29 protein-coding genes and 1 riboswitch are annotated in these 22,694 nt (G+C 54.0%); of the genes, 17 read left to right on the forward strand and 12 right to left on the reverse strand.

The annotated features are described in order from the left end of the window. The 4 genes from C4542_06790 to C4542_06805 form a co-directional block, all read left to right on the forward strand. Positions 1–513: glutamate 5-kinase (locus C4542_06790; GenBank protein RJO61209.1), on the forward strand; the 513-nt coding region annotated here is incomplete at its 5' end. Next, the gene (locus C4542_06795) at positions 482–745 is read left to right on the forward strand and encodes a hypothetical protein (protein RJO61210.1); all 264 of its coding nucleotides are present in this window, start codon (positions 482–484) and stop codon (positions 743–745) included. The genes C4542_06790 and C4542_06795, both read left to right, overlap by 32 nt. Before the next feature lie 36 nt (positions 746–781). After that, positions 782–1,057: a hypothetical protein gene (locus tag C4542_06800; GenBank protein ID RJO61211.1), complete on the forward strand. Its 276-nt coding sequence runs from the start codon at positions 782–784 to the stop codon at positions 1,055–1,057. A gap of 38 nt (positions 1,058–1,095) precedes the next feature. Further along, on the forward strand, positions 1,096–2,370 hold the full coding sequence (locus C4542_06805) for a glutamate-5-semialdehyde dehydrogenase (GenBank protein RJO61235.1): 1,275 nt from the start codon (positions 1,096–1,098) through the stop codon (positions 2,368–2,370). On the opposite strand, the gene C4542_06810 is transcribed toward C4542_06805, so the two are convergent. The 3 genes from C4542_06810 to C4542_06820 all read right to left on the reverse strand — a co-directional run bounded on the left by C4542_06810 (position 2,371) and on the right by C4542_06820 (position 4,079). Further along, positions 2,371–3,102: a ribonuclease PH gene (locus C4542_06810; protein ID RJO61212.1), complete on the reverse strand. Its 732-nt coding sequence runs from the start codon at positions 3,100–3,102 to the stop codon at positions 2,371–2,373. A gap of 64 nt (positions 3,103–3,166) precedes the next feature. Further along, the gene (locus C4542_06815) at positions 3,167–3,595 is read right to left on the reverse strand and encodes an NUDIX domain-containing protein (GenBank protein RJO61213.1); all 429 of its coding nucleotides are present in this window, start codon (positions 3,593–3,595) and stop codon (positions 3,167–3,169) included. A gap of 4 nt (positions 3,596–3,599) precedes the next feature. Next, the gene (locus C4542_06820; GenBank protein ID RJO61214.1) at positions 3,600–4,079 is read right to left on the reverse strand and encodes a CinA family protein; all 480 of its coding nucleotides are present in this window, start codon (positions 4,077–4,079) and stop codon (positions 3,600–3,602) included. A gap of 102 nt (positions 4,080–4,181) precedes the next feature. On the opposite strand from C4542_06820, the gene C4542_06825 reads away from it, so the two are divergent. Beyond that, complete coding sequence (locus C4542_06825; GenBank protein RJO61215.1) at positions 4,182–4,481, forward strand: YggU family protein; 300 nt, start codon at positions 4,182–4,184, stop codon at positions 4,479–4,481. Between the two features lie 7 nt (positions 4,482–4,488). On the opposite strand, the gene C4542_06830 is transcribed toward C4542_06825, so the two are convergent. The 7 genes from C4542_06830 to thiC form a co-directional block, all read right to left on the reverse strand. Beyond that, the gene (locus tag C4542_06830) at positions 4,489–4,716 is read right to left on the reverse strand and encodes a hypothetical protein (protein ID RJO61216.1); all 228 of its coding nucleotides are present in this window, start codon (positions 4,714–4,716) and stop codon (positions 4,489–4,491) included. A gap of 134 nt (positions 4,717–4,850) precedes the next feature. Continuing rightward, positions 4,851–5,054: a 4Fe-4S dicluster domain-containing protein gene (locus C4542_06835; GenBank protein RJO61217.1), complete on the reverse strand. Its 204-nt coding sequence runs from the start codon at positions 5,052–5,054 to the stop codon at positions 4,851–4,853. A gap of 58 nt (positions 5,055–5,112) precedes the next feature. Continuing rightward, positions 5,113–5,784 (reverse strand): Crp/Fnr family transcriptional regulator, encoded by a 672-nt coding sequence (locus C4542_06840; protein ID RJO61218.1) that lies wholly within the window; start codon positions 5,782–5,784, stop codon positions 5,113–5,115. A gap of 29 nt (positions 5,785–5,813) precedes the next feature. Then, complete coding sequence (locus C4542_06845; protein ID RJO61219.1) at positions 5,814–7,316, reverse strand: leucyl aminopeptidase; 1,503 nt, start codon at positions 7,314–7,316, stop codon at positions 5,814–5,816. A 144-nt stretch (positions 7,317–7,460) separates the two neighbouring features. Beyond that, on the reverse strand, positions 7,461–9,008 hold the full coding sequence (locus C4542_06850; GenBank protein ID RJO61220.1) for a long-chain fatty acid--CoA ligase: 1,548 nt from the start codon (positions 9,006–9,008) through the stop codon (positions 7,461–7,463). Between the two features lie 96 nt (positions 9,009–9,104). Further along, the gene (locus C4542_06855) at positions 9,105–9,356 is read right to left on the reverse strand and encodes a hypothetical protein (protein RJO61221.1); all 252 of its coding nucleotides are present in this window, start codon (positions 9,354–9,356) and stop codon (positions 9,105–9,107) included. 18 nt (positions 9,357–9,374) lie between these two features. Beyond that, positions 9,375–10,670 carry a phosphomethylpyrimidine synthase ThiC gene (gene thiC / locus C4542_06860; protein ID RJO61222.1) on the reverse strand — a complete coding sequence of 432 codons (1,296 nt, stop codon included), beginning with the start codon at positions 10,668–10,670 and terminating at the stop codon, positions 9,375–9,377. 59 nt (positions 10,671–10,729) lie between these two features. After that, a riboswitch (TPP riboswitch) is annotated at positions 10,730–10,833 on the reverse strand. Between the two features lie 69 nt (positions 10,834–10,902). Between thiC and rsmG the strand changes: the two genes are divergently transcribed. The 7 genes from rsmG to C4542_06895 all read left to right on the forward strand — a co-directional run bounded on the left by rsmG (position 10,903) and on the right by C4542_06895 (position 16,987). Beyond that, a complete protein-coding gene (rsmG, locus tag C4542_06865; GenBank protein RJO61236.1) occupies positions 10,903–11,616 on the forward strand; it encodes a 16S rRNA (guanine(527)-N(7))-methyltransferase RsmG in 714 nt (237 codons plus the stop codon). A 72-nt stretch (positions 11,617–11,688) separates the two neighbouring features. Next, on the forward strand, positions 11,689–13,272 hold the full coding sequence (locus C4542_06870) for an AAA family ATPase (GenBank protein ID RJO61223.1): 1,584 nt from the start codon (positions 11,689–11,691) through the stop codon (positions 13,270–13,272). After that, positions 13,272–13,889, forward strand: a complete 618-nt coding sequence (tmk, locus tag C4542_06875) for a dTMP kinase (protein ID RJO61224.1) — start codon at positions 13,272–13,274, stop codon at positions 13,887–13,889. Before C4542_06870 ends, tmk begins: the two co-directional genes overlap by 1 nt. A 239-nt stretch (positions 13,890–14,128) precedes the next feature. Then, positions 14,129–14,782, forward strand: a complete 654-nt coding sequence (locus C4542_06880) for a ribonuclease HII (GenBank protein RJO61225.1) — start codon at positions 14,129–14,131, stop codon at positions 14,780–14,782. Next, the gene (locus tag C4542_06885; GenBank protein RJO61226.1) at positions 14,772–15,137 is read left to right on the forward strand and encodes a YraN family protein; all 366 of its coding nucleotides are present in this window, start codon (positions 14,772–14,774) and stop codon (positions 15,135–15,137) included. The genes C4542_06880 and C4542_06885 overlap by 11 nt, the downstream gene beginning before the upstream one ends. 160 nt (positions 15,138–15,297) lie before the next feature. Then, entirely contained in the window at positions 15,298–16,371 is a 1,074-nt protein-coding gene (locus tag C4542_06890; GenBank protein ID RJO61227.1) for a thiamine phosphate synthase, read from the forward strand. Further along, positions 16,355–16,987 carry a haloacid dehalogenase gene (locus C4542_06895; GenBank protein RJO61228.1) on the forward strand — a complete coding sequence of 211 codons (633 nt, stop codon included), beginning with the start codon at positions 16,355–16,357 and terminating at the stop codon, positions 16,985–16,987. Before C4542_06890 ends, C4542_06895 begins: the two co-directional genes overlap by 17 nt. A 170-nt stretch (positions 16,988–17,157) precedes the next feature. Here the strand turns inward: C4542_06895 and C4542_06900 are convergent, their stop codons facing one another. Together C4542_06900 and C4542_06905 are read right to left on the reverse strand one after the other, a co-directional pair. Next, complete coding sequence (locus tag C4542_06900) at positions 17,158–17,778, reverse strand: MBL fold metallo-hydrolase (GenBank protein RJO61229.1); 621 nt, start codon at positions 17,776–17,778, stop codon at positions 17,158–17,160. Next, positions 17,775–18,008: a hypothetical protein gene (locus C4542_06905; GenBank protein RJO61230.1), complete on the reverse strand. Its 234-nt coding sequence runs from the start codon at positions 18,006–18,008 to the stop codon at positions 17,775–17,777. Before C4542_06905 ends, C4542_06900 begins: the two co-directional genes overlap by 4 nt. Positions 18,009–18,178: 170 nt before the next feature. Between C4542_06905 and C4542_06910 the strand changes: the two genes are divergently transcribed. Genes C4542_06910 through C4542_06930 form a run of 5 tightly spaced genes read left to right on the forward strand, consistent with a single transcriptional unit; the run spans position 18,179 to position 22,529 of the window. After that, positions 18,179–18,715, forward strand: a complete 537-nt coding sequence (locus C4542_06910; GenBank protein ID RJO61231.1) for a hypothetical protein — start codon at positions 18,179–18,181, stop codon at positions 18,713–18,715. Between the two features lie 37 nt (positions 18,716–18,752). Next, positions 18,753–20,039, forward strand: a complete 1,287-nt coding sequence (locus C4542_06915) for a glycine--tRNA ligase (GenBank protein RJO61237.1) — start codon at positions 18,753–18,755, stop codon at positions 20,037–20,039. Positions 20,040–20,061: 22 nt separating this feature from the next. Next, positions 20,062–21,300, forward strand: coding sequence for an exonuclease SbcCD subunit D (locus tag C4542_06920; protein RJO61232.1), 1,239 nt, complete (start codon positions 20,062–20,064; stop codon positions 21,298–21,300). Between the two features lie 45 nt (positions 21,301–21,345). Beyond that, positions 21,346–22,080, forward strand: a complete 735-nt coding sequence (locus tag C4542_06925; GenBank protein ID RJO61233.1) for a phosphoribosyl transferase — start codon at positions 21,346–21,348, stop codon at positions 22,078–22,080. Further along, on the forward strand, positions 22,074–22,529 hold the full coding sequence (locus C4542_06930) for a divergent PAP2 family protein (protein RJO61234.1): 456 nt from the start codon (positions 22,074–22,076) through the stop codon (positions 22,527–22,529). The genes C4542_06925 and C4542_06930 overlap by 7 nt, the downstream gene beginning before the upstream one ends. The last annotated feature ends 165 nt before the right edge of the window (positions 22,530–22,694 follow it).

Here is a 22,694-nt window from a genome sequence, read left to right on the forward strand (position 1 = left end):
GGCATGGCCACCAAAATTGAGGCAGCTCGCCTGGCGACGGCTTCGGGAGTGAATGTCATCATTGCTGACGGGCGTGAGCAGGAAGTTATCCACCGTCTGGCGTGGGGCGAAGCTATTGGCACTCGTTTCGTTCCCACCACCAGCAAGCTGGAAAGCCGCGAGCGCTGGATGCTGTCCGGCCTGTGCACGCGCGGCTGCCTGGTTATAGACGATGGGGCTGCCCTAGCTTTAACCGAGCAGAATAAAAGCCTGCTGCCGGCCGGTGTGAGAGAGGTGCAGGGAGACTGGGAACGCGGCGATATAGTGGACGTATGCAGCCTGAACGGGGCGCGCATCGCCAGCGGCATCACCAACTACGATTCGCATGACGCTGCGGCAATCAAAGGCCTGCGTTCGGCTCAAATAGTGCAACAATTAGGGCATGACTACGGCGCAGAGGTGATACATCGCAACAACATGGTTCTGCTCAAGAGGAGGCCAGATGACTCCGGGCAAGTTATTCAACAGTCTTAGCGACGAGCTTGTAGCCGGGGTGGACTACCGCCTGTTCGATGAAACGCCGAACAATTGGTGGGGGGAGTTGACGCTTACCGAATACAAGCGTCTGGCGGATGGAGGGTACGTTCTGGAGCTGGCCGATGGGCGTAAAGGCCGCTGTGTGCTCAACCGCAAGATCAACAAGGCCATATCGGGGCTACTGCCACTGCACTGCTTCCGTTTTCGCGGCAGCACAGAGTTAAGATAGAGGGAGTATCTATTGTCTCTGCGTATTACTACTGGGATGGGCACGCTCTACGACAAAGAAGCGCCCGATTTCCCGGTGGCGCGTGTCAACTTCAACCTTATGGAGACCGAAGCCACCAAGTATAACAAGAAGAAGTGGTGGGGTGATTTCAGCGTGGGTGATGAACTCACACACCTGGGTAACTACCTCATTGGTTTTGATGACACTCGCAAGGGCGAGTGCGTTGTTATCGCTAATACGGAATCAAGTTCAAAGAAGAATAGAACGTGGTATTATCACTTTAACGGGCGGGGCGGACTTGGCAGAAAATAGTGTCCGATAAAGAGGCCGTTGAGATACAGGAGAGAGCCATGGAAAAGGGCATGAGAGAACTGGAAGTGATAGGCAAACGGGCTAAAGAGGCTTCGCGCAGGCTGACCTGCCTGTCAACCGAAATAAAAAATCAGGCCTTGAAGGAAATCGCGCGCAGCCTCATCGAAAGCAAGACGGAAATCCTGAAAGCCAACCGGCAGGACTACGATGAGGCTAAAGCATCCGGCATGAACGAGGCTATGCTGGATAGGTTGCTGCTTACCGAAGAACGCCTCAAATCCATAGCCGATGATGTCAACTCAGTAGCCTTGCTACCTGACCCGGTGGGCGAAGTGTGCGACATGCGCACTATGCCTAACGGGCTGCTCATCGGCAAGAAGCGTGTTCCTATGGGCGTTATTGCCGCTATATACGAAAGCCGGCCGAACGTGACCATAGATATTGCTTCGCTATGTCTTAAATCGGGCAATGCCGTAATACTGCGGGGCGGCAAAGAGACGCTGCGCTCCAACATCGCGCTGGCAAGAGTGGTTGCAGCGGCGTTGCAACAGGCGGGTGTCCCGCAGGGCGCGGTACAGCTTATCGAGGACACCGACCGGGCACTGGTGAACGAACTGCTCAAGATGCGCGATATCATCGACCTGGTCATCCCGAGGGGAGGAGCCGGGCTGATTAAGTTCGTGCGCGAGAATGCCGCCATGCCGGTGGTGGCGGGTGGCATCGGGGTGTGCCATACCTACGTGGATAAAAACGCAGACCTTGACAAGGCTGTTGCCATCGTCTACAACGCCAAGGTGCAGAGGCCGACGGTGTGCAATGCGCTGGATACTATCTTGGTGCACGGAGAGGTCGCCGCCGAGTATCTGCCGAGAGTCGCGAAAGAATTGGGCAAGGCAGGCGTCGAGCTGCACTGTGACGAAACCTCGTTAGCAATATTCAAAAAAATCGGCGGCTTGAAGCTGGTCCCAGTCGTGCCTGAGGACTGGGGTAAAGAATTTCTCGCCCTCATTGCGGCGGTAAGAGTGGTAGATTCGCTGGATGTCGCGCTGGAGCATATAGAGACTTACGGCTCGGGACACTCCGAAGCCATCATCACCGAAGACTATACTTCAGCCATGCGTTTTCTCAATGAAGTGGATGCCGCGGCGGTCTATGTCAATGCCAGCACGCGCTTTACCGACGGCAGCCAGTTCGGGCTGGGAGCGGAGCTGGGGATAAGCACGCAGAAGATGCACGCTCGCGGCCCCATGGGGCTGAAAGAGATAACCTCTTACAAGTGGATTATATACGGCGCCGGACAGGTAAGGCCATAGCTATCTGCTTTTAATTCTGTCGATAGCCGATTGTTGTGCCAGGAATAGTTCTTTGATGCCTTTCTGGGCCAGCTCCAGCATATCGTCCAGGTTGCCGCGTGAAAAAGGCTTGGTCTCTGCCGTGCCCTGGACCTCTACTAGTTTGCCGTCAGCAGTCATGGCTACATTGAAATCGGCTTCGGCTATACAATCTTCGTCATAGCATAGGTCGAGCAGCATATTCCCGCGCACTATGCCGACGCTGGTGGCGGCCACGGCGGTTTTAAGCGGGATGGAGGATATGACGCCCGTGTTGGCCAATGTATGCAGCGCCTGATACAGCGCAACATAAGCCCCCGTAATGGAAGCCGTACGTGTACCTCCATCTGCTTGCAGTACGTCGCAATCGACGATAAGACTGCGTTCGCCGAGTTCGGACAGGTCAGTAACGGCGCGCAGCGAACGCCCGATAAGGCGCTGAATCTCATGACTGCGGCCTGAAACACCGCCTCTCGAAGATTCGCGCTGACTGCGGGTAAGGGTGGCGCGCGGCAGCATGGCGTACTCCGCAGTGACCCAGCCTGTGCCCCCGCCCTTGAGGAAAGGAGGGACTTTTTCCTCCACGCTTACCGAGCAGGCGACGCGGGTTTTGCCCAGTTCGATAAGAACGGAACCTTCTGCAAAACTTTGAAATCCGGACGTAATGCTTACTGGGCGTAGTTCATCGTGTGAACGGCCATCGAAGCGCTTCATTAAGGGTCGACTTTCTAGGCGAATAAAGTAGCACAGTATAACATCGGGAAGAGACGAGCGCAATTCAAACAGGATATACTCTAGACAAGGCCTCGGCCAGCCCTAGCACGGTCTCGAAACTGCCTAGCTTATTTGGCTCTATCCATTGGAATTCGTCATGTTCCCAATCGATGCGCACGGGCTTATCCCCTATGACTTTATAGAGATACGGATGAACCACCCAGCGGACTCTGCTTTGAATATCCTCAACCTCGACAGTATCTCCTTTTTTAATCAACATTACATCGGTGGGAAGCAAACCGGTTTCCTCTTCTATCTCGACGAGGCTCTGGCGGTCGGAGCCGGCTTCGATATAGCCGGAAACGGCAGCCCATTTACCTTTGAACGTGCTGACATGCTGGCTGCGTTTTAAGAGGAGGATACGGAAGTTTTGCTGGAGAAAACATGTGACGATGTGCTTTACCTGGGGTGAACCGGGCGCATCTGGTGCCATATCTCTAACCGAGGTTGAGAAGGTAGGTTTTAAGCCAGTTGAGGGCAGCACGCGCCGCTCGTTCTTTGTTATCCTCGCGGTCCCCGCGGAAAAGGTGCTTCTGGCTGTAGGCAGTCAAGCGGTGCGCCAGGCCGAGGTAAAAAAGTCCGACGGGTTTGCCCGGGGTGGCTCCGCCGGGGCCGGCGATGCCAGTATCCGAAAGGCAGATATCCGCGGCCAGCACACGGCATCCGCCCAGCGCCATTTCCTCGGCCACCTGTGAACTTACCGCGCCGTACTGCTGCAGGGTCTCTGTCTTTACCCCCAGCACGCTGGTCTTGGTCTGGTTGGCATAAGCGGTGACAGAGCCCTTGTAAATCTCGGAACTGCCGGGCACATTGGTAATGATGTGTGATATAAGGCCGCCGGTGGCTGATTCGGTTACGCCCAGAGTCAGCCCCTTTTTACGCAGAAGGTCAATTATTTCCTGTTCCAGTTTTAACATCCGGTTCACCTGAATCCGCACTGTCGATTGTGGTAGATAGACTCTTTTGCCAACAAGTTCTAAAATTATAACTCTATTGCAGAGTTAAATAAAGACGAGGATATGAAAAAAGATACAGATGCAGGAAATGAGGCGGTATTCGCCTTCAGAGTTACTCCGGGGGCTAAACGTAACTCCGTAACGGCGCTGAAAGAGGGCGTCTGGTGTGTCAAAATAACAGCACCGCCGGTCGAGGGTAAAGCCAACGAGGAACTGGTATCGTTTCTAAGCCGGTTATTCGACGTCCGCAGAAGCAGCGTCAGCGTCGTAAAGGGACAGAGGAGCCGCTCGAAACTTGTGTGTATATCGGGATTGACTCAGAAAGAGGTTAGTCGCAGGCTGTCTGCGGAACTGGACTGTTGAGCCTGCGTTACCAGATTTCTTTACGCGCGGGGGACTTGCTGACGTGGCCGCACTGGTTGCATTTATACCCGTCTGACTCGAAGACCATCTCTTCGTGGCAAACCGGGCATATTTCTCCGGACCGGGTGCGCACATACCCGCATTGCAAGCAATGGTCCATCCAGCTATGCTCATCGATATCCAGAAAAATATCACCGCCGCAGCGGGGGCAACTCTTAGCTTTCCATTTAGGCATTGTATTTACTCCATTGTCAGTCCGCCTAGGCGGACTGACAATCTATTATTTTGTTTAAGACATTAAATAAAACGCAAGAATATTAAAATAGTTAGGTTTAAAATTCACACAAAAGGAAGATTGTAGCGGAAAGTTCAGGATTCGTCAAGGATAATATCAAAGGGACAACTGATGGCATCTTGCGGGCATACCGCTTCGCACAGGCCGCACCATGTACAGGCATCTCCTCCGATAAAGACCGCTAATTCGCTACGCATTTCCAGTCCGTTATTCTGGCAGACTCCGACACACAGACCGCAACCGTCACACTTTTCCATGTCAATCTGTGGAATCAGCATTTATTCACCTCATGCAGCATCTTACAGCTACACAGAAGATAATTCTGTAACCTTAGTCTCAAAATCCGGGCTCTACTACCTGCTCCAGTCCTTTTTTATTTCTTATGGCAATCTGGTGGCGGCGTATCTCTATCAATTTCTCATCTTCAAGATACTTTAACGAGCGGCTGACCACTTCCCTGGCGGTGCCGGCCATAGCTGCCATATCGCGTTGAGTGAGACGCGGCCCGGGGGAAGCCTGGCCCCCCAGATTTTTCAGGAGTATCTTGGCAACGCGGCTTACCACACTGCGGAAGGACAGGTCCTCCACCAGAGTGATGAGGTAGCGGATACGCTGTGCCAGGATACGGATGACGTTCTGTGAGAGTTCGGGGTATTGCTTGAGCATAATATCGAGGTCTTCGCGCTGGAGGCCGTAGAGCAAGACCGCTCCCAGCGCCTGAGCATTGACCGGGGCCGGGCCGCGGTCGAACATGGGGACATCGTTAAAAGACTCTCCCGGACGCATCAGGCTGATTATCTGTTCCTTGCCCTCGAGTGAAGTCTTAAACAGTTTGACCACCCCTTCGGCCACGAAATAAAGCGCCCCGGCGTAGGCGCCTTCGTTTAGCGCCATTTCACCGCGGGCGAGTTTTTTTTCGAAAACACGCTGGCTTAGAGCCTCCAGATTTGCCGTTGAAAATCCGGCAAAGAAGGGCGAGGCCTTGAGAAAGTCGAGTTTGGTCGCCATTTTCTTTATCTTGGTGTTATGTTTAAATGTTATTTCTGAGCCATATTGAGGACCAGGTTGACCAGTGTGCGGACCGGAATGCCTGTAGCGCCCTTGACGAGATAACCATGTTCTTTGTCCGACAGGTCAACTCCGGCAATATCCATGTGCACCCAAGGAGTATCGCCGGCGAATTCGCCTAGGAACTGCGCCGCCGTGATGGCGCCGCCCGGCCTGCCTCCGGTATTTTTCATATCGGCCACATCGCTCTTGTTTTGTTCTTTATACTCTTCGAACATGGGCATCTGCCAGCTTAATTCGCCGGCTTTCTTACTGGCGGCCACTACTCTGTCGGCCAATTCCTGTTTATTGGTGAAAACAGCGCTGCAGACATGCCCGAGCGCTACCACGCAAGCTCCTGTGAGTGTTGCAACGTCGAGGATATTTTTAGCCTTAATTTTGGCGTTAGCATAGCTTAGAGCATCCGCCAGGGTTATGCGACCCTCCGCATCGGTGGTGATGACCTCAATGGTCTTGCCATTCATGGCCTTGACCACGTCACCCGGTTTATAGGCGTGGCCGCTGGGCATGTTTTCAACTGCTGCCACTATGGCGGTAACGTTGAGTTTCGGTTTTAGCTGTGCGATGGCTGACATGGCGGCTATTACGGAGGCGGCGCCGGCCATGTCGCCTTTCATATCGCCCATATTCTCGGATGGTTTGATAGAGATGCCCCCTGAATCGAAAGTGACGCCTTTGCCCACCAGCGCCAGGTCAACGGCCTGAGTAGAGCGGCCTTTATAGCGCATTACGATGAATTTTGGTGCTTGAGAGCTTCCCTGGCTGACGCTCAGCACCCCGCCCATCCCAAGCGCGGCCATTTCTTTCTTTTCCATGACGGCCAGCTCGAGCTTATGCTTCCTGGCAATATCTTGCGCTATGCCGGCGATGTCAGCGGGCGTCATGTAGTTGCTCGGTTCATTGACCATGTCGCGGGCCAGATTAGCTGCTTCCGCCAGGATTCTCCCTCTGGCAACGCCATTTTTCATTGCAGTTGTGCCTGCACTCGGGGCGATTATGGTGAGTTCCTTCACCTCGGCGTATTCCGGCTTCTTGGTGATATGACGTCGGAACGTGTAAAGGCCGAGGATTGCCCCTTCTGTTATAGCCTGGGCAGCGTCCGCTGGCGTTATTCCGGTAATACCTGCACCTGGCGTTTGGATGGCGATAGAGTAAGCTTTATTTTGTCTGAGAGTGCGGCACAAACCTGCGACATCGCCCCTGAGTTTATCGGGAGTGAATTTATCTTTCTTGCCCAGTCCGATGATAGCGACCAGGCTGGCGGAAAGGTCGCCCGTGCTGTGGAAAATCTGGCTTTCGCCGAGTTTACCGGTGAGCCGTTCCTGTTTGACAGATTGAGCAATAACCCCTCCCAGCGCCTTGTCGAGGTCGGCTAAATCTCCAGGCAGTTTCTTCTCTCCCTCGAAAAGTCCTGCCACCAATGCGTCGGCTGTCTGCTGCGCCAGTTTACCGGCTTTTACCCTGATGTCCATCAATAGCTCCTTAAATCAAATCTATTGTTTATATCATATCCTGATGCGTCTGTCATCTAGCTGGATAAAAAATAGTACCGCAGTCTTATTATAAGCCATCCGGGGGAAGGAAGAGACGAGGAACTCCGTGGTTTTAAAATATAATCAGTCTTCTTTATTGCTACCGGGAGCCTGTTTTTCGAAGTATTCCCTGATAGCAGGCTTGTTTACCTTGCCGTCAGCAGAAAGGGGAAGACGCTCCCAAAAGACGAAATGCTTGGGGACCTTGTAATTGGCAAGATGCTCGAGACAGAATTTCAACAGCGCTGTTTCGCTGGCGTGCGCGCCCTTTTTCAAAACTACCGCCGCCCCCACCACCTCGCCTCGCATTTTGTCGGGTACCCCTACCACCGCTGCCTGTGCTACAGATGGGTGCCGGGTGAGGACATGCTCGATATCCGAGGGGAAGATGTTCTGGCCTTTGCAGATGAGCATATCCTTTTGCAATCCCAGGATATATAGAAAGCCGTCTTCGTCCAGCACGCCTCTGTCGCCGGTGTGAAGCCAGCCGTTATTTATCGCTTCGGCCGTAGCCTGCGCCTTGTGGTAGTAGCCCGTCATCATGGGGCCGGAGATGATGACTTCTCCTGGTTGTTGTGCCGGGAGCTCGATGCCTCCGGCATCCGCAATCTTGATATTCCAACCGGGAAGCGCGGGGCCGACGCTGCCTGGTCTGGATGGCGCATGTAGAGGTTCGCAGGTTACGTGTCCCATCGTTTCCGTCAGGCCGTAAAAGTTGATGAGTTTCAGATTAAGAAGACTTCGATATTTCTCCACAATATGCCAAGGCAGGACGTCGCCGGCGCTGCCGCAAACACGCAGAGATCTCAGGTCGTGCTTGATACCCTCCTCTTCAATTTTGCGCAACAGCATGGCGTGTATGAACGGCACGCCCAGGAACATGGTAACCCTGTGGCGCTCAATGGCAGAGGTGAGACTATCGATGGACACGCCATTCAAAATGATAATAGTGCTGCCGCAGTAAAGGGAAGTGAGCATGACAACCGCCAGACCGATGACGTGATGCAGGGGGAGAGCGAATTGCATCACCACATCGTTTTCACTCTGTTCAAAACTCCTGGCCGAAATTCGGATTTCCTCGACAAGGTTTCCATGGGAAACCATGATGCCCCTGGGTTTGAAACTGGGGCCGGAGGTGTAAGCGATATGCGCCAGGTCGTTATCGCTTATGCGGACAGGCTCAACCGTAGCCGTAGTGCGCGCCAGGAAATCTGCCAGGCTAACCGCACGGCTGTGAACTTCGTGGCTGACATTCAAAACGAGCTTGATAGTCTCGAATTCTTCCAGATGAGGAGATAAAGAATCTAAACAGGCAGTTTCGCTCACCAGCGCCCGGGGGCGGCAATCATTTAAAAGAGAGGATAGTTCGGACAGTTTGTATTTAGGGTCCAGCAGCACGGCCACGGCACCCATCCTTACGATACCGAAATAGGCCGTCACAAATTCGATAGAATTCCCCAGTAACATGGCCACGCGGTCGCCCTTGCGCAGGCCAAAAGAGTGCAGGGCCGAAGCGAAGCGAGTGGAAGCTTCATTCAGTTCGGCGTACGATAGATGCCTGTCGCCGTGTTTGACGGCGCTTTTTTTGCCGTAAAGCCGGCTGGCTTCTTCAATCATCTCAATGAGATTCATAGTCTTATTCGATGGATAAAACAGGTTATTAGTCTAGCAGGTTTATTCCGTTGAGACAAAAGGAGCGTAAAATCAAACTTTAGTATCTTCTTAGCGTTAAAATGTTGACAGATTAATATGCGGAAGCACAAGGCTGAATATGCGTATGAGTGGGACGAGTGCCAGCGATATGACCAGATTGACCTGGTAGTAACGGTTCAAACGCGCTGCGTCGATAATCATCACGACGAGCAATACAGCGTAAAATATCGTGCCAAGTGTAACGAAATAAGGGTTTATATTATGCAGTACGACGGTCGTAATCTCGGCTATTATGATTCCGACCAGGTAGATTATGGCTCGTGTCATCTATTATTCGTCCACGCGCTAGCAGTTGGGAGCTGAAACGCCGAGCTGTTCCGACACGAGCTGCATGGCGCAAAATTGCCCGCACATGCTGCACGCCTTGCCTGAGGTCGAATGCTGGGCATGGCCTTTCTGGACTCTTGCGGGGTCAAGCGCCAAACGGGCTTGTTCTGACCAGTCGAGACGTTTTCTGGCCTGTGACATCTGCCGGTCGCGCTCGGCGGCGCCTTTGACGCCTTTGGCGATGTCTGCAGCGTGGGCGGCTATGCGCGAAGCCATAACGCCCTGACGTACGTCTTCAGGGTCCGGCAGCGAAAGGTGTTCGGCGGGCGTAACGTAACACAGGAAATCAGCCCCGGCGGCTGCGGCAATAGCTCCGCCAATCGCGCCGGTAATGTGGTCGTATCCGGCGGCGATATCCGTCACCAGCGGGCCGAGCACGTAAAACGGAGCATCCTGGCACAGCCGTTTTTGCATGAGCACGTTGGCTTCTATCTGGCCCAGCGGCACGTGGCCCGGACCTTCCACCATCACCTGTACGCCTGCCTGGCGCGAACGCTGCACCAGCTCGCCCAGTGTGACCAGTTCTTCGATTTGTGCGCGGTCGGTAGCATCTGCCAGCGAACCAGGGCGCAAGCCGTCGCCCAGACTGAGGGTGACGTCATACTCCCGGGCAATATCCAGTAAGCGGTCGAACTGCTCGTAGAGGGGGTTTTCGCGCTGGTTGTAGAGCATCCAGCCCATGAGAAAAGCTCCGCCGCGGGAGACAACGTCGGCGACGCGTCCCTGCTGCTTTAAAAGGGAGATGACGCGCTGCGTGACGCCGCAGTGCACCGTAATAAAATCGACGCCGTCGCGGCAGTGGTCCGCTATCGCATCGAAAAGCTCATCAGCCGTCATTTTGACGATGGCGTCGTGCTTTGTTACAGCCTCGACCCCCGCCTGATAGATAGGCACGCTGCCGATGGGCACGCTGCTTCTGGCAAGAATGGACTTACGTATAGCCGCAAGGTTGCCTCCTGTGCTCAGGTCCATCACCGCATCAGCTCCGGCTTCGATGGCGATATCGAGTTTATCGAGTTCAACAGCGAGGTCAATAAAATCAGAGGATGTCCCGATGTTGGCGTTGACCTTGGTGCTGAGTCCCTTGCCGATGCCCCGCGCCTCCGCCCTGCCGTGGTTGATATTGGCAGGGATGACAATGATGCCTGAAGCTACGCCACAGCGTATGGTATCGGCATTCAGACCCTCGAGTCGGGCCACTTCTTCCATACGCTCTGAAATTATGCCCTCTTTTGCCATTTCAAGCTGCGTCATACTCTTTACCTCTTAGAAACACTGAGACCAAGGCTGGCGGGAACGGCGCTGGCCTTGGTCTTTCGCACTTTCCGCTTGCCTCCGCTCGTATTATCGAGATCAGGTCCCAGGGGTTGCCCCGATATAATCGGGACTCTCAGCTTGTGCACCCCCAGCGGGATTAAATTGCCTCCAATATAACACAGGCATAAAAGGATTGCAAAGATGTATAATAATACGATTGAATACCGACATGGAATTATTGATCGCGGGCGCCTCCCGTTTAGATCTGGAATTGAACCCCGGACAGATAAGCTGTTTTCAGGCTTATTACGAAGAACTTGCCGACTGGAACAGCCGCATAAACTTGACGGCTATCACCGATTACCATGACGTCCAGGTGAAGCATTTCCTCGACTCTCTAACCGTCGTCCTGGCGTTACCCAAACCCCTCCCTGCTGATTTTAAACTTATCGACGTGGGAAGCGGTGGCGGCTTTCCAGGCCTTCCCATAAAAATCATGTTCTCACAGATTGAACTGGTGCTGTTGGAATCCACCAACAAGAAGGCGGATTTTCTAAGACATATGGTTCAGAGGCTGGGGCTTGAACGCGTTAAGGTCGTCACGGGACGCGCCGAAGAAACGGCGCATCTGCCTGATTATCGCGAACAATTTTATATGGCGGTGGCGCGAGGGCTGGCTGAGATGGCGGCCCTGGCCGAGTTGACACTGCCTTTTTGCCGGGTCGGCGGGCGTCTTATCGCTCAAAAGAAGGGCGACATCGCTGCGGAGTTGAGCGTAGCAGTCAAAGCCGTCAAAATTTTGGGAGGGGGAACTATCGAGGCTAAATCCATCGAGATACCCGAGTTTACGGACAGCCGTTGTCTGGTAATCGTCGAAAAGGTTGAGGAAACCCCGCCGCAGTATCCGCGCCGTCCCGGCATTCCGGCCAAACGGCCGCTGTGATTCTCGATTTATTTATTAACATTTGCTAAAGCTACAGATGCGATATAAAATACGAAGAGGAACATTTTAAACATGCCCAGAGCAACAACGACCAAGACAACCGAACCTGAAGAGAGCCGGATAAACTCCGAGCTTCAGGCTTTACTGGACAAGCTTCCGCCTCAAATCCGAGTCCCTCTATCGCAACAGGAAGACCTGGACAGCCTGCTTGAAATCATCATCGATTTAGGTCGCCCTCCCGAAGCGCGTTTCCCTGAACGGGATGTTGTCCTCGACAGCCGTGAAGTCAATCAGGAAGATATTGATTATGTCACCTCGCGCATATCCGGTTTCGGGGACGATAACCGCGCCGGCATAGCCCGCACGCTGCATCGTATCTCCGCCATCCGCAACCGCGAAGGGCGCATCGTTGGCCTGACCTGCCGCGTGGGGCGCGCTGTGCAAGGTACGGTCAAGATTATCGAGGACCTCATCCAATCTGGTAAAAGCGTCCTGCTACTGGGACGCCCTGGTATAGGCAAGACCACCATGCTCAGGGAAGCCGCCCGCGTGCTGGCCGACGACATGAAAAAACGCGTGGTTATCGTGGATACCTCCAACGAAATCGCCGGGGACGGCGATATTCCGCATCATTCAATCGGCCACTCACGGCGCATGCAGGTAGCTGCTACCAACAAGCAACATGCCGTCATGATAGAGGCCGTGGAAAACCACATGCCCGAGGTGATCATCATCGACGAGATAGGCACCGAGCTCGAGGCCATGGCGGCACGTACCATCGCCGAACGCGGCGTGCAGCTCATCGGCACGGCGCACGGCAACACGCTGGAAAATCTGATGATAAATCCGACGCTTTCGGATCTCATCGGAGGCATACAGGCGGTCACGCTGGGAGACGAAGAAGCCAAGCGCCGCGGCACGCAAAAGACCATCCTGGAACGCAAATCTCCGCCCACTTTCAGCGTAGTGGTGGAGATACAGGACAGATACAAAGTTGCCGTGCATCCTGACACCGCCGAAGCGGTGGACTCCAGCCTGCGCGGCCAGCTGGTATCCACCGAGATACGCTGGCTGGAAAACGGAGAGGTACGCATAGAGAAACAGGAGCCGCTCAGGCACGGCAAGGATGCGACCACAGAACGCTCCGCAGAAAAACGCAAGGAAGCCCCTCGTATGTACCTCTTCGGCATCAACCGCCAGCGCCTGGAGGAAGAAGCAAAAGAGATGGGATTGTCGCTCAGTATTACCGACGACCTGCGCACCGCCGGGCTCATGGTTACCTCCAAGAGCTACTTCCGCAGGAAGCCGCAGAAGATACGCGACGCCGAAGCTCACGGCGTGCCCATTTACGTGCTGAGAACGCATACGCCCATGCAGCTGAGGCACATGCTGGCGACCATGCATCCTCAGGCTTCAACCGTGCAGGAGAAAAACCCCTCTCAGGACAGGCAGGAGGCCTTGGCGACTGCTCTGCGTGAGGCTGAAAAAGCGGCAGCAGAGGTTAAACAGAACAGTGACGATTCGGTGGACCTTAATCCTCAAGGTGCTTATATCAGACGGCTGCAGCACCTTATTGCCGAAAGAAACAAGCTGTCTTCCAAGAGCGTGGGACGCGAGCCCAACCGCCATGTCATGATATACAGAGAAGGGCGCTAATGTCTTTATTTATCACCTTCGAGGGCGGCGAAGGCTGCGGCAAAAGCTTTCAATCGAAAGCTCTCTACCGCCAACTGCTTAAGGAAGGCATACTTGCCCTCCTCACGCACGAACCAGGCGGCACGGCACTGGGCGAGAACATCAGCCGCTGGCTCAAGTGGCGCAGTGAAGTCAGGCTTTCCTCTGTAGGAGAACTTTTACTTTTCAGCGCATCGCGTAACCAGCTCGTGAATGAGGTTATCAACCCGGCCCTGGCAAAGGGTGAAATCGTGGTATGCGACCGCTTCTATGATTCCACAATGGCCTACCAGGGATACGGGCGCGGCCTCGACCTCGACATGATAAAACAGCTCAATGAGATTTCGACTGACGGGTTAAAACCCTCCCTGACCATATTGCTGGACATACCGGCGGCAGAGGGGCTGGCGCGTAAAAAAGCCGGTCGGCAGGACCGCTTTGAAAAAGAAGAGCTGGCTTTTCACGAACAGGTGCGCCAGGGCTACTTGCAACTGGCGCGTGGCGAGCCCAAACGCTTCTTGATAATAGACGCGCTTTTGCCTAAGAGCAAAGTAGCAGGTATCATCTGGGATAAAGTTAAGCGGCTGACTAAAAAATAGGTAATACAAGAGCGTCTCGCTCCTTTTTGAGAAGCATAGGATTACCCTCACCCTAACCCTCTCCCTCGTGACTAGGGAGAGGAATTGTGTTTTCTCTCCCCTTGTGGGAGAGATGTAAGTGAGTGGTAATTCCTGCCAGATTCTTCGTCGTCCGCCTAAGGCGGACTCCTCAGAATGAGAGTAGTGCCTTTGATTCGCCAGCACAAGCTAAAAGTCTTATACTAGACTGCTGAACGACCATGAATCCGAAGCGATTAAAACTCAAACCGACCTTTTCTGAAGAACTCAGATTTTTAGCCGAAGGCTATCATCTGACCGCCGGTGTGGATGAGGTGGGACGCGGCTGTCTGGCCGGGCCGGTGGTGGCATGCGCTGTGATAATGCCGTGCAATATCCGCAGGCCGTGGCTGAAAGAAGTGCGCGACAGCAAGCAGCTCACGCACTACAAGCGCGAGTACCTTTTCAGCCATATAGAGGAGACGGCTATCGCAGTGGGCACGGGTGTTGTAGAGCATACCGTCATAGATACCATAGGCATCGGCAATGCCGCCAAGCTGGCCATGAAACAGGCGATCGAAGAATTGTCACCGCCAGCCGACAGCCTCATAATAGACTTCTTCAAACTGCCCGAGGTTAAACTTCCGCAAAAAGGCATTGTAGGTGGTGACGCCCTATGTTATTCCATAGCCTGCGCTTCCATCATTGCCAAAGTCACTCGTGACCTGCTTATGATAGAACTTGACGGCAAATATCCGGGTTATGGGTTGTGCCGTCACAAAGGCTACGGTACAAAAGAGCACTGGCGCTGCATCGAAGAAAAGGGATTGTTGCCCATCCACCGCCTGAGCTTCTGCCACCTGAAAGAGCGCTTTACATCGGAAGATGAAGACTAGAGCCACCGGCCAGCTGGGTGAAAAACTGGCGCAGAACTTTCTAAAAAAGCGCGGATATCGGATTGTAGAGACCAATTACCGTTCGCGTGATGGCGAAGTCGATATTATCGTTTCCAAAGACGGTATTCTGGTTTTTGTTGAGGTCAGGGCTAAAAGCAGCCGCACCTTCGGCACTCCCGAAGAATCGATCACCAGGCGGAAAAAGCAAAAACTGATTTTGGTCGCTCAGGATTATGTGCAAACTCATGGTATGCAAGAATCGCCCTGGCGCATAGACTTTGTGGCGGTAGAGCTGGATAACACCGGGAAAGCAGTTCGTATCGAGCAGTTTGAGGATGCTGTTGGTGAAGAATAAGGCCGCCAGCCTCTATGTTTGTGATAGAATTACTACGTGTCTTCTCTCCCCTTGCGGGAGAGATAAGAGTGAGGGGTAAGGTTATTGCCCAAGGTCTCAACCTCACCTTAATCCTATTCCCTCGGAGAAGAGGATAGTTCTGCTAAACGATAATAAGACAATGACAGACAAGAAGATTCCCAGACAAGTTTTACGCATCGTTGATGCCAACCTCAACCGCGTCAGCGAGGGCTTGCGCGTTCTGGAAGAGGCCGCCCGTTTTATATTAAACGATGCGCCGCTTTCTGAAAGCCTGAAAACCCTGCGCCATCAGCTATCCGTGCGAGATATAAGGACCAGTCTTCGCTATCTCGACTCCCGCGATTCGCAGAACGACGTTGGCGTAGAGATCAAAGTGAGCTTACAGGACAAAAAGCGTGATTTGGCGGAAACTGTTATAGCCAACGCCCGCCGCGTGGAAGAGGCCCTGCGCGTCATGGAAGAGATTTCAAAAGTCAAAAGCGTGGCGCTGGATTCTCAAACTTTTCAGGATGCCCGTTTCAAGCTCTATACCATAGAAAAAGAGCTGGTGGGACGTCTTATGCGCCGGGACTTATCCGCCAGAGTTTACGGCCTTTACGCTGTGGTTGATTCGGATTGCCTCAAGGGACGGAATATCATCGAGGTTGCCTCTCAGGTGCTGGCGGGCGGCGTGAAACTCATCCAACTGAGAGATAAAATTTCCGGTAAAATGGCGCTCCTCGACCTCGCGCTGGCGCTAAAAAAGCTGTGCGCCGAGAACGACGCCTTGCTCATCATCAACGACCACCTCGATATAACTTTGGCCTCGGACGCCGATGGCCTGCATGTCGGGCAGGAAGACCTGCCGGTCAGCTCAGCCCGCGCCCTGCTACCGATAGACAAACTCATCGGTTGTTCGGTTACTACCGTAAGAGAGGCGCAAAAAGCAAAGGAAGATGGGGCGGATTATCTGGCCTGCGGGGCGGTCTATGCCACGCCCACCAAGCCCGATTGTCCGGTGGTAGGGCTGGAGGCCTTGGGGGAGATTAAAAAAGCTGTAGGCTTGCCGCTGGTAGCCATAGGGGGTATCAATATAGATAATCTCCCCAAGGTGTTCGCTGCCGGAGCAGATGCCGCCGCGGTAATCAGCGCCGTGGTGCTGGCGAGGTCGCCGGAACGCGCCGCCAGAGAAATGCTGGAAAGGATTGAAGCGTGCCATGAGCAGACTGACTGAAAACCTTGAGGTTATCTCCGAGCGTATCAGGCTCGACCTGGCGGCGCAGGATGCTGCGCGGGAAAAGGCCATGCCGCTCAGCCGCGAGGTGATACGCCTTGCCAGCCATACCATACGCGCCGTACACCGCCACGAATACGAAACGGCGCGCAACTCGCTGGCGGAAGCGCGTAAAATGCTTACGGAAGCTAATAAGCTGTTGAAAAGCTGCATCGAGTTGCCCAACACGCACTTCGTGTGGGATGCCGAAAAAGAGTTTGCCGAGGCCAGCATCACGCTCAGTCTGGTCCTTGGGGAAAAGATACCCGCGCCGGGCGAGCTTAAAGTGGACAATGCCGCTTATCTCAACGGCATGGCTGAGGGAGCCAGCGAACTCAGGCGTTACCTGCTGGACAGTCTTAGAAAAGGTGATTACTCGCGCGGCGAGGAGTTACTGGGCGACATGGACGACATCTATAATGTGCTGGTGACCATGGACTTCCCCGACAGCATCACCGGGGGATTGAGGCGCACAACGGATGCTCTGCGCGGCGTTCTCGAAAAAACGCGCAGCGACCTCACGCTTTCGGCGCAGCAAAAAAGACTGGAAGACAGGCTGGATAAGCTCAACTCGTAGGAATTGTAACCCTCACCTACACCTCTCCCTCCAAATAGGGAGAGGGAAATAAGAATAAATTGCCTCCCCTGGCAGGGGAGGCAATTTATGAAAATTATCTCGCCCCCCGAGGGGGCGAGATAACAGTGAGGGGGTACATTAGAATGGTATCCAGCGCCCTTGAACTTATTTTATCCCCGCCCCAGGAACAGGTTCTCCCGTCGCTCCTCGCCAATGGTGCTGGACGGCCCGTGGCCGGGATAGACGATAGTCTCATCGGGCAGAGTCAGCAGCCTGTCGTGTATGCTCGCCATTATCAGGCGAGTGTCTCCGCCGAGCAGGTCTGTGCGGCCGATGCCCATACTGAAAAGTGTGTCTCCGGTGAATACGAGTCCATCCCCCAGCAGGCAGATGCATCCCGGCGTGTGGCCCGGCGTGTGAATTACTTTAAGCCCGAGCTCTTCTGTCGAAATCATCTCTCCGTCTGCCAAAAGGCGGTCCGGCGTAATGTCCAAATGGCGGAAACCCAGCAGGGAATGCAGCCATTTATCCTTGAGCATGGCGGCATCGGCGGAGTGTATGGCGATAGGAGCCCCGGTTGCTTCGCGCACCTGTTTGAGAGCGCCGGTGTGGTCGGGGTGCCCATGTGTCAGGATGATGTACGGGATATTCAAACCAAACTCTTTGACCCGCTTTAATATTGCATCGGCTTCGTCGCCGGGGTCGATGATGAAGCCTTTCTTACTCGTTTCCGAGGCATAAATATAGCAGTTGGCCTGGTATTCCCCCAGCGCCAGCGTTTCCAGTATCATAACGGCAATTCTAGCATTACAAAGTATACTGCGACAAACTCATTTGTCATTCTGGAGGAGCGAGGCGTAGCCGAGTGACGAAGAATCTGGGGGGAGGCTGGACAGAGATATTGTATTTTCTTCTGTGTCAATGGCTTTACACCATCAATGTCGGTCGGTTTTTCCTTAGGATGAGAGTGTAAAAAGGGGAATATCCTGCAAAAGATCTCTCCATAGGCGGGCACTCTCATAAGTAACTCCTCTATCCCCATCGGGAAGGGAATAAAGGGGATGGGGGAGTTTCGCCCGGATGATACCTTTCCCCTTTTGACATAGCAGACCAAAGCTGGTAACTTTTAGTATCTGACCGGTCGGCCTATCGGTCAGCGAATTTAAAGAGATACGATGGCAGTATAAAATAATGCCTCAAAATAAAACCACGGACACAGTTGTAAAAGAAAAATCGCCCCTCGCTTTCCGCTTTAGCTATATCCTGCTGCCGTGTCTGCTGGCTTGCGTCTGCATTGTCCTGGCAACCGTCCTTTATAGCCGCCTTCCCGCAGAGCTTGGCCTGCGCTTCAAATCTGACGGCACGCCGCTCAGCCTGTTGAATAAAGGCACGTTCGTAGCGTTGATGCTGGGGCTCCAGGTGGGTGTCGCAGCCACCGCTTTCTTTATCGCACTCATCTTTTTGAAACTGGCGGGTATTATGGCGCGTAACAGCGTGTTGCCTGTCAATCTGCCGGGATTCATATTTTTGATGAGCAATATGTTGTTGCTGCCGCAGTTAATACTGGGATACCTCATGCTGGATTCGTTTATTTACGCTCTAAACGGTACGCACTGGATATCGTTTACTACTTTTGCTTTATGGGCAGTCGGTATAGGCACGATAATCATATTTACTATGTTCGGGAGGCTGTTCGCGCAGTTACGCGCTGGCGTTAACAAAAAATAAAGGAGCAACCATTTTGGCTGAACAGGTTAAAGATAAGATGGAAAAACTGGTCTCGCTGTGTAAGAGACGTGGATTTATTTTCCCATCGAGCGAGATTTACGGCGGGCTTTCCAGCTGCTGGGACTATGGGCCGCTGGGCGTCGAGATGAAACGCAATATCAAGTACGCCTGGTGGCAGACCATCGTGCAGAGCCGCGACGATGTGGTGGGGCTGGATACCAGCATACTGATGCACCCGCGTGTGTGGGAGGCCAGCGGCCATATCACCGGCTTTTCCGACCCGCTCGTGGAGTGTAAGAAGTGCAACTTGCGCTTCCGCGCGGACGAGATAAACAGTAAAACCTGTTCCACCTGCGGCAGCGAACTCTCCGAACCGCGCCAGTTTAATCTTATGTTCAAGACCTTCATGGGTCCCATCGAAGACCAGGCGGCAATAGTCTACCTGCGGCCCGAAACGGCCCAGGGTATCTTCGTCAATTTCGAGAACGTTTTAGCCAGTACGCGTAAAAAACTGCCGCTGGGCATCGCGCAGCAGGGCAAGAGTTTCCGCAACGAAATAACCACCGGTAACTTCATTTTCCGCAGCCGCGAGTTCGAACAGATGGAACTGGAATTCTTCGTCAAGCCCGGCACGGACATGGAGTGGTTCGATTACTGGGTGAACACACGTCTGGAATGGTACAAGAAACTGGGCATCCGGCCTGAGAATTTAAGGCTAGCTCCCCATCCCAAAGAAGACTTGGCACACTATGCGCGCTGCTGCACCGATGTGGAGTATCAGTTCCCCTGGGCCTGGGGCGAGCTGGAGGGCATCGCCAACCGGGGCGACTTCGACCTCAAGCAGCACGCCAAATTCAGCAGTAAGGGCTTATCCTACTTCGACGAAGAGAGCAAGGAGACCATCGTGCCGTATGTTATCGAGCCGTCCGCCGGTGTGGATCGCTCCATGCTGGCCTTCCTGTGCGATGCCTATGCCGAGGAACCGGACAAGGACGAGATACGCATCGTGCTGCACTTGCACCCCGCTATCGCTCCCATCAAGGTGGCCGTGCTGCCACTCTCCAAGAAAGAGACCTTAACTCCGCTAGCACAGCAGATATACTCGGAGCTCCGCCAGACGTGGGCCGCGGCCTACGACGATGCCCAGAGCATCGGCAGGCGCTACCGCAGACAGGATGAAATTGGCACGCCGTACTGCGTGACCATCGATTTCCAGTCGCTGGAAGACAAGCAGGTTACCATCCGCGAGCGCGACAGCATGCAGCAGATACGCGTTCCCATAACAGAGCTTAAGGATGTGCTGGCCTTAAAGCTAAGCATCTAGACTGGCTCGCTCAGGCAGGAAAATGAAAATCATCCACTTTGCCGACCTCCACCTTGGGGTGGAAAACTACGGGCATGTCGATGCGGAAAGCGGCCTCGCATCGCGATTCCTCGATTTTCTGGAATCCTTCGATCGGTTGGTGGACTATGCCGTCGAGAAGAAGGCTGACCTGGTGCTTTTCTGCGGCGATGCGTACAAAAGCCGCGACCCCAGCCAGACGCAGCAGCGCGAATTCGCCAGACGGGTTAAGAGGCTGGCGGAGTGCGGCATTCCCGTATTCTTGCTGGTGGGCAACCACGACCTGCCCAACGCTTCAGGGCGCGCCACCACCACCGAGATATTCGATACCCTCGCCATAGAAAACGTTTATGTTGCCGGCAAGCCCGGCATCCACCGCATCACCACTCCGTCCGGAGACATTCAGATTGTGGCGCTCCCCTGGCTCAAGCGCTCCAGCGTGTTGGGCAAAGATGACGCCAAGAACCTGGACTTCGCGCAGCTCAACCAGAAGATGCAGGAGATACTGGCGGGCGTCATCGACAAGCTGTCGCTTGAGCTGGACCCGACGCTTCCCGCGGTGCTGGCGGCCCACGTATGGGTGCAGGGCGCCAGGGTAGGTTCCGAAGACACCATGAGCATCGGCCAGGAGCACATGCTGCTCACTAGCTCTGTGGCCAAGCCTTGTTTTGATTACGTGGCGCTGGGGCACATTCACCGCCACCAGGTGCTCGCCGAAAACCCGCCTGTTGTTTATTCCGGCAGCCTGGAACGTCTCGATTTCGGAGACGAGGACGACGAAAAAGGGTTTTATATTGTAGATATCGAGCAAACCCCGCAGCAGAGGTGGGCGAGTTTCGAATTCAGGGGTGTCGCCGGACGGCGTTTTTTGACAGTCAAAGTCAATTTGACATCGGAAGACAAAGACCCGACCGAAACGGTTCTCAAGATAATCGAATCTTCGCGTGACGAAATTTGCGGCAATATCGTGAGACTTGAAATAACACTGCCGCAGGAATTCGAGGGAAGGCTCGACGAAAACAGAATACGCCATGCTGCCGCTGAAGGCTACTATTTTTCGATATTGAAAAACGTCAGGCGGCAGACCCGTCCCCGATTGGGGGATACAGCGGTCGAAACAATATCACCGGTCGAGGCTCTTCGAACCTTCATCGACCTCAAGCGCGATGAATATCCCGGGGAAACAATCAAGAAACTCGCAGAATTCGGCGCTGAGATTATCAAAACAAACAGAGACAGTTGAAACAGTTCGGTCTATAATAGATAAACGCTATAACAGGAGTCTGTTTTGCACACGCCCAATCGTTCCCCGCTATTTGAGAACCGCTATGACGCCGGAGTAAAACTGGCAGCCAAACTGGCCGAGTATAAAACCCAGCAGGTAATCGTGCTGGCCATTCCCAATGGCGGCGTGCCTGTCGCTATCCCCGTGGCTTTAGCGCTGAATGCCGACCTCGACATCGTCGTGGCGCGCAAGCTGCCCATACCGCTACTGCCCGAGGGCGGTTTCGGGGCCGTAGCTGATGACGGCACCACCATCTTTAACCAGGATGTGCTGAAGGCCATCAATCTTGACGAGCACCAGATAAATTACCAGGTGAACAAGGTGCGTAGCGACATACGCCAGCGCAGTTTAATCTACCGCAACAACCGTACACTTTCCGTCGTTAAAGGCAAAACGGCCATCATTGTTGATGACGGGCTGGCCTCGGGCTACACTATGCTGGCCGCGGTAGAATCGGTCAAGAGGCGCCAGCCGGCGCGCATCATCATCGCCGTCCCGGCGGCATCGGAGGCCGCTGTAGCGCAGGTGGCAAAGGCGGCCAACAGGGTGTTCACCGTGGAAACGTCGCATGCGCAGAAATTTTATATCGCGGATTACTACCGCTACTGGAATTCGCTTAGCGATGAAGAAGGTGTGCGCTGCTTCAGAGACTGGCAGGCCAGACGTAACCAGAACGGGACCAAACCGCCGCCGCCCCCACCTACGCCATCTGCAAAGTACAAAAGAGGCACATTTTGAACACGGTGGTTAACGAAACGCTGCTTATCGCCACCACCTCCTGGCTCGTGGCCCAGTTGCTCAAGGTGGTCGGCGGACTCATCCGAGAAAAACGCCTCGATATGAGCTTTTTTATCCGTAGCGGCGGCATGCCTAGCTCCCACACAGCGCTGGTGACATCGCTGGCTACGTCAGTGGGTATTCTGCTTGGTTTCAATTCGGTTGAGTTTGCTATTTCGACGGTGTTCGCATCCATCGTGATGTACGACGCCGCGGGCGTCAGGCGCTCCGTCGGCCAGCAGTCGATTATCCTGAACAGGATACTACGCGAACTGCGCGAGCGCCGTCCCAAGGATATGGAGCATGACGTGCGCGAACTTATCGGACATACACCTTTTCAGGTGTTCAGCGGGGCTATACTGGGCATCGGCATCGCAGTGGTCTGGCTGTGGTGGAGCGGGAAATTATAGGTTTGAAAGTCTATTTCCTTACGCGATACGAAAGCAAAGGACACGAATAAACTTCCCCGACCGTAAGGTCGGGGTATTAACCTATCTCAAACTTCGTTTGCCCTGCATCTTTTTTACGCTGATTTTCAATGTATGCTTGGATAACACCCTCGTCTACACCAACCG

The sequence above is a fragment of the Dehalococcoidia bacterium genome (assembly GCA_003597995.1).
Classification (GTDB): domain Bacteria; phylum Chloroflexota; class Dehalococcoidia; order Dehalococcoidales; family UBA1222; genus SURF-27.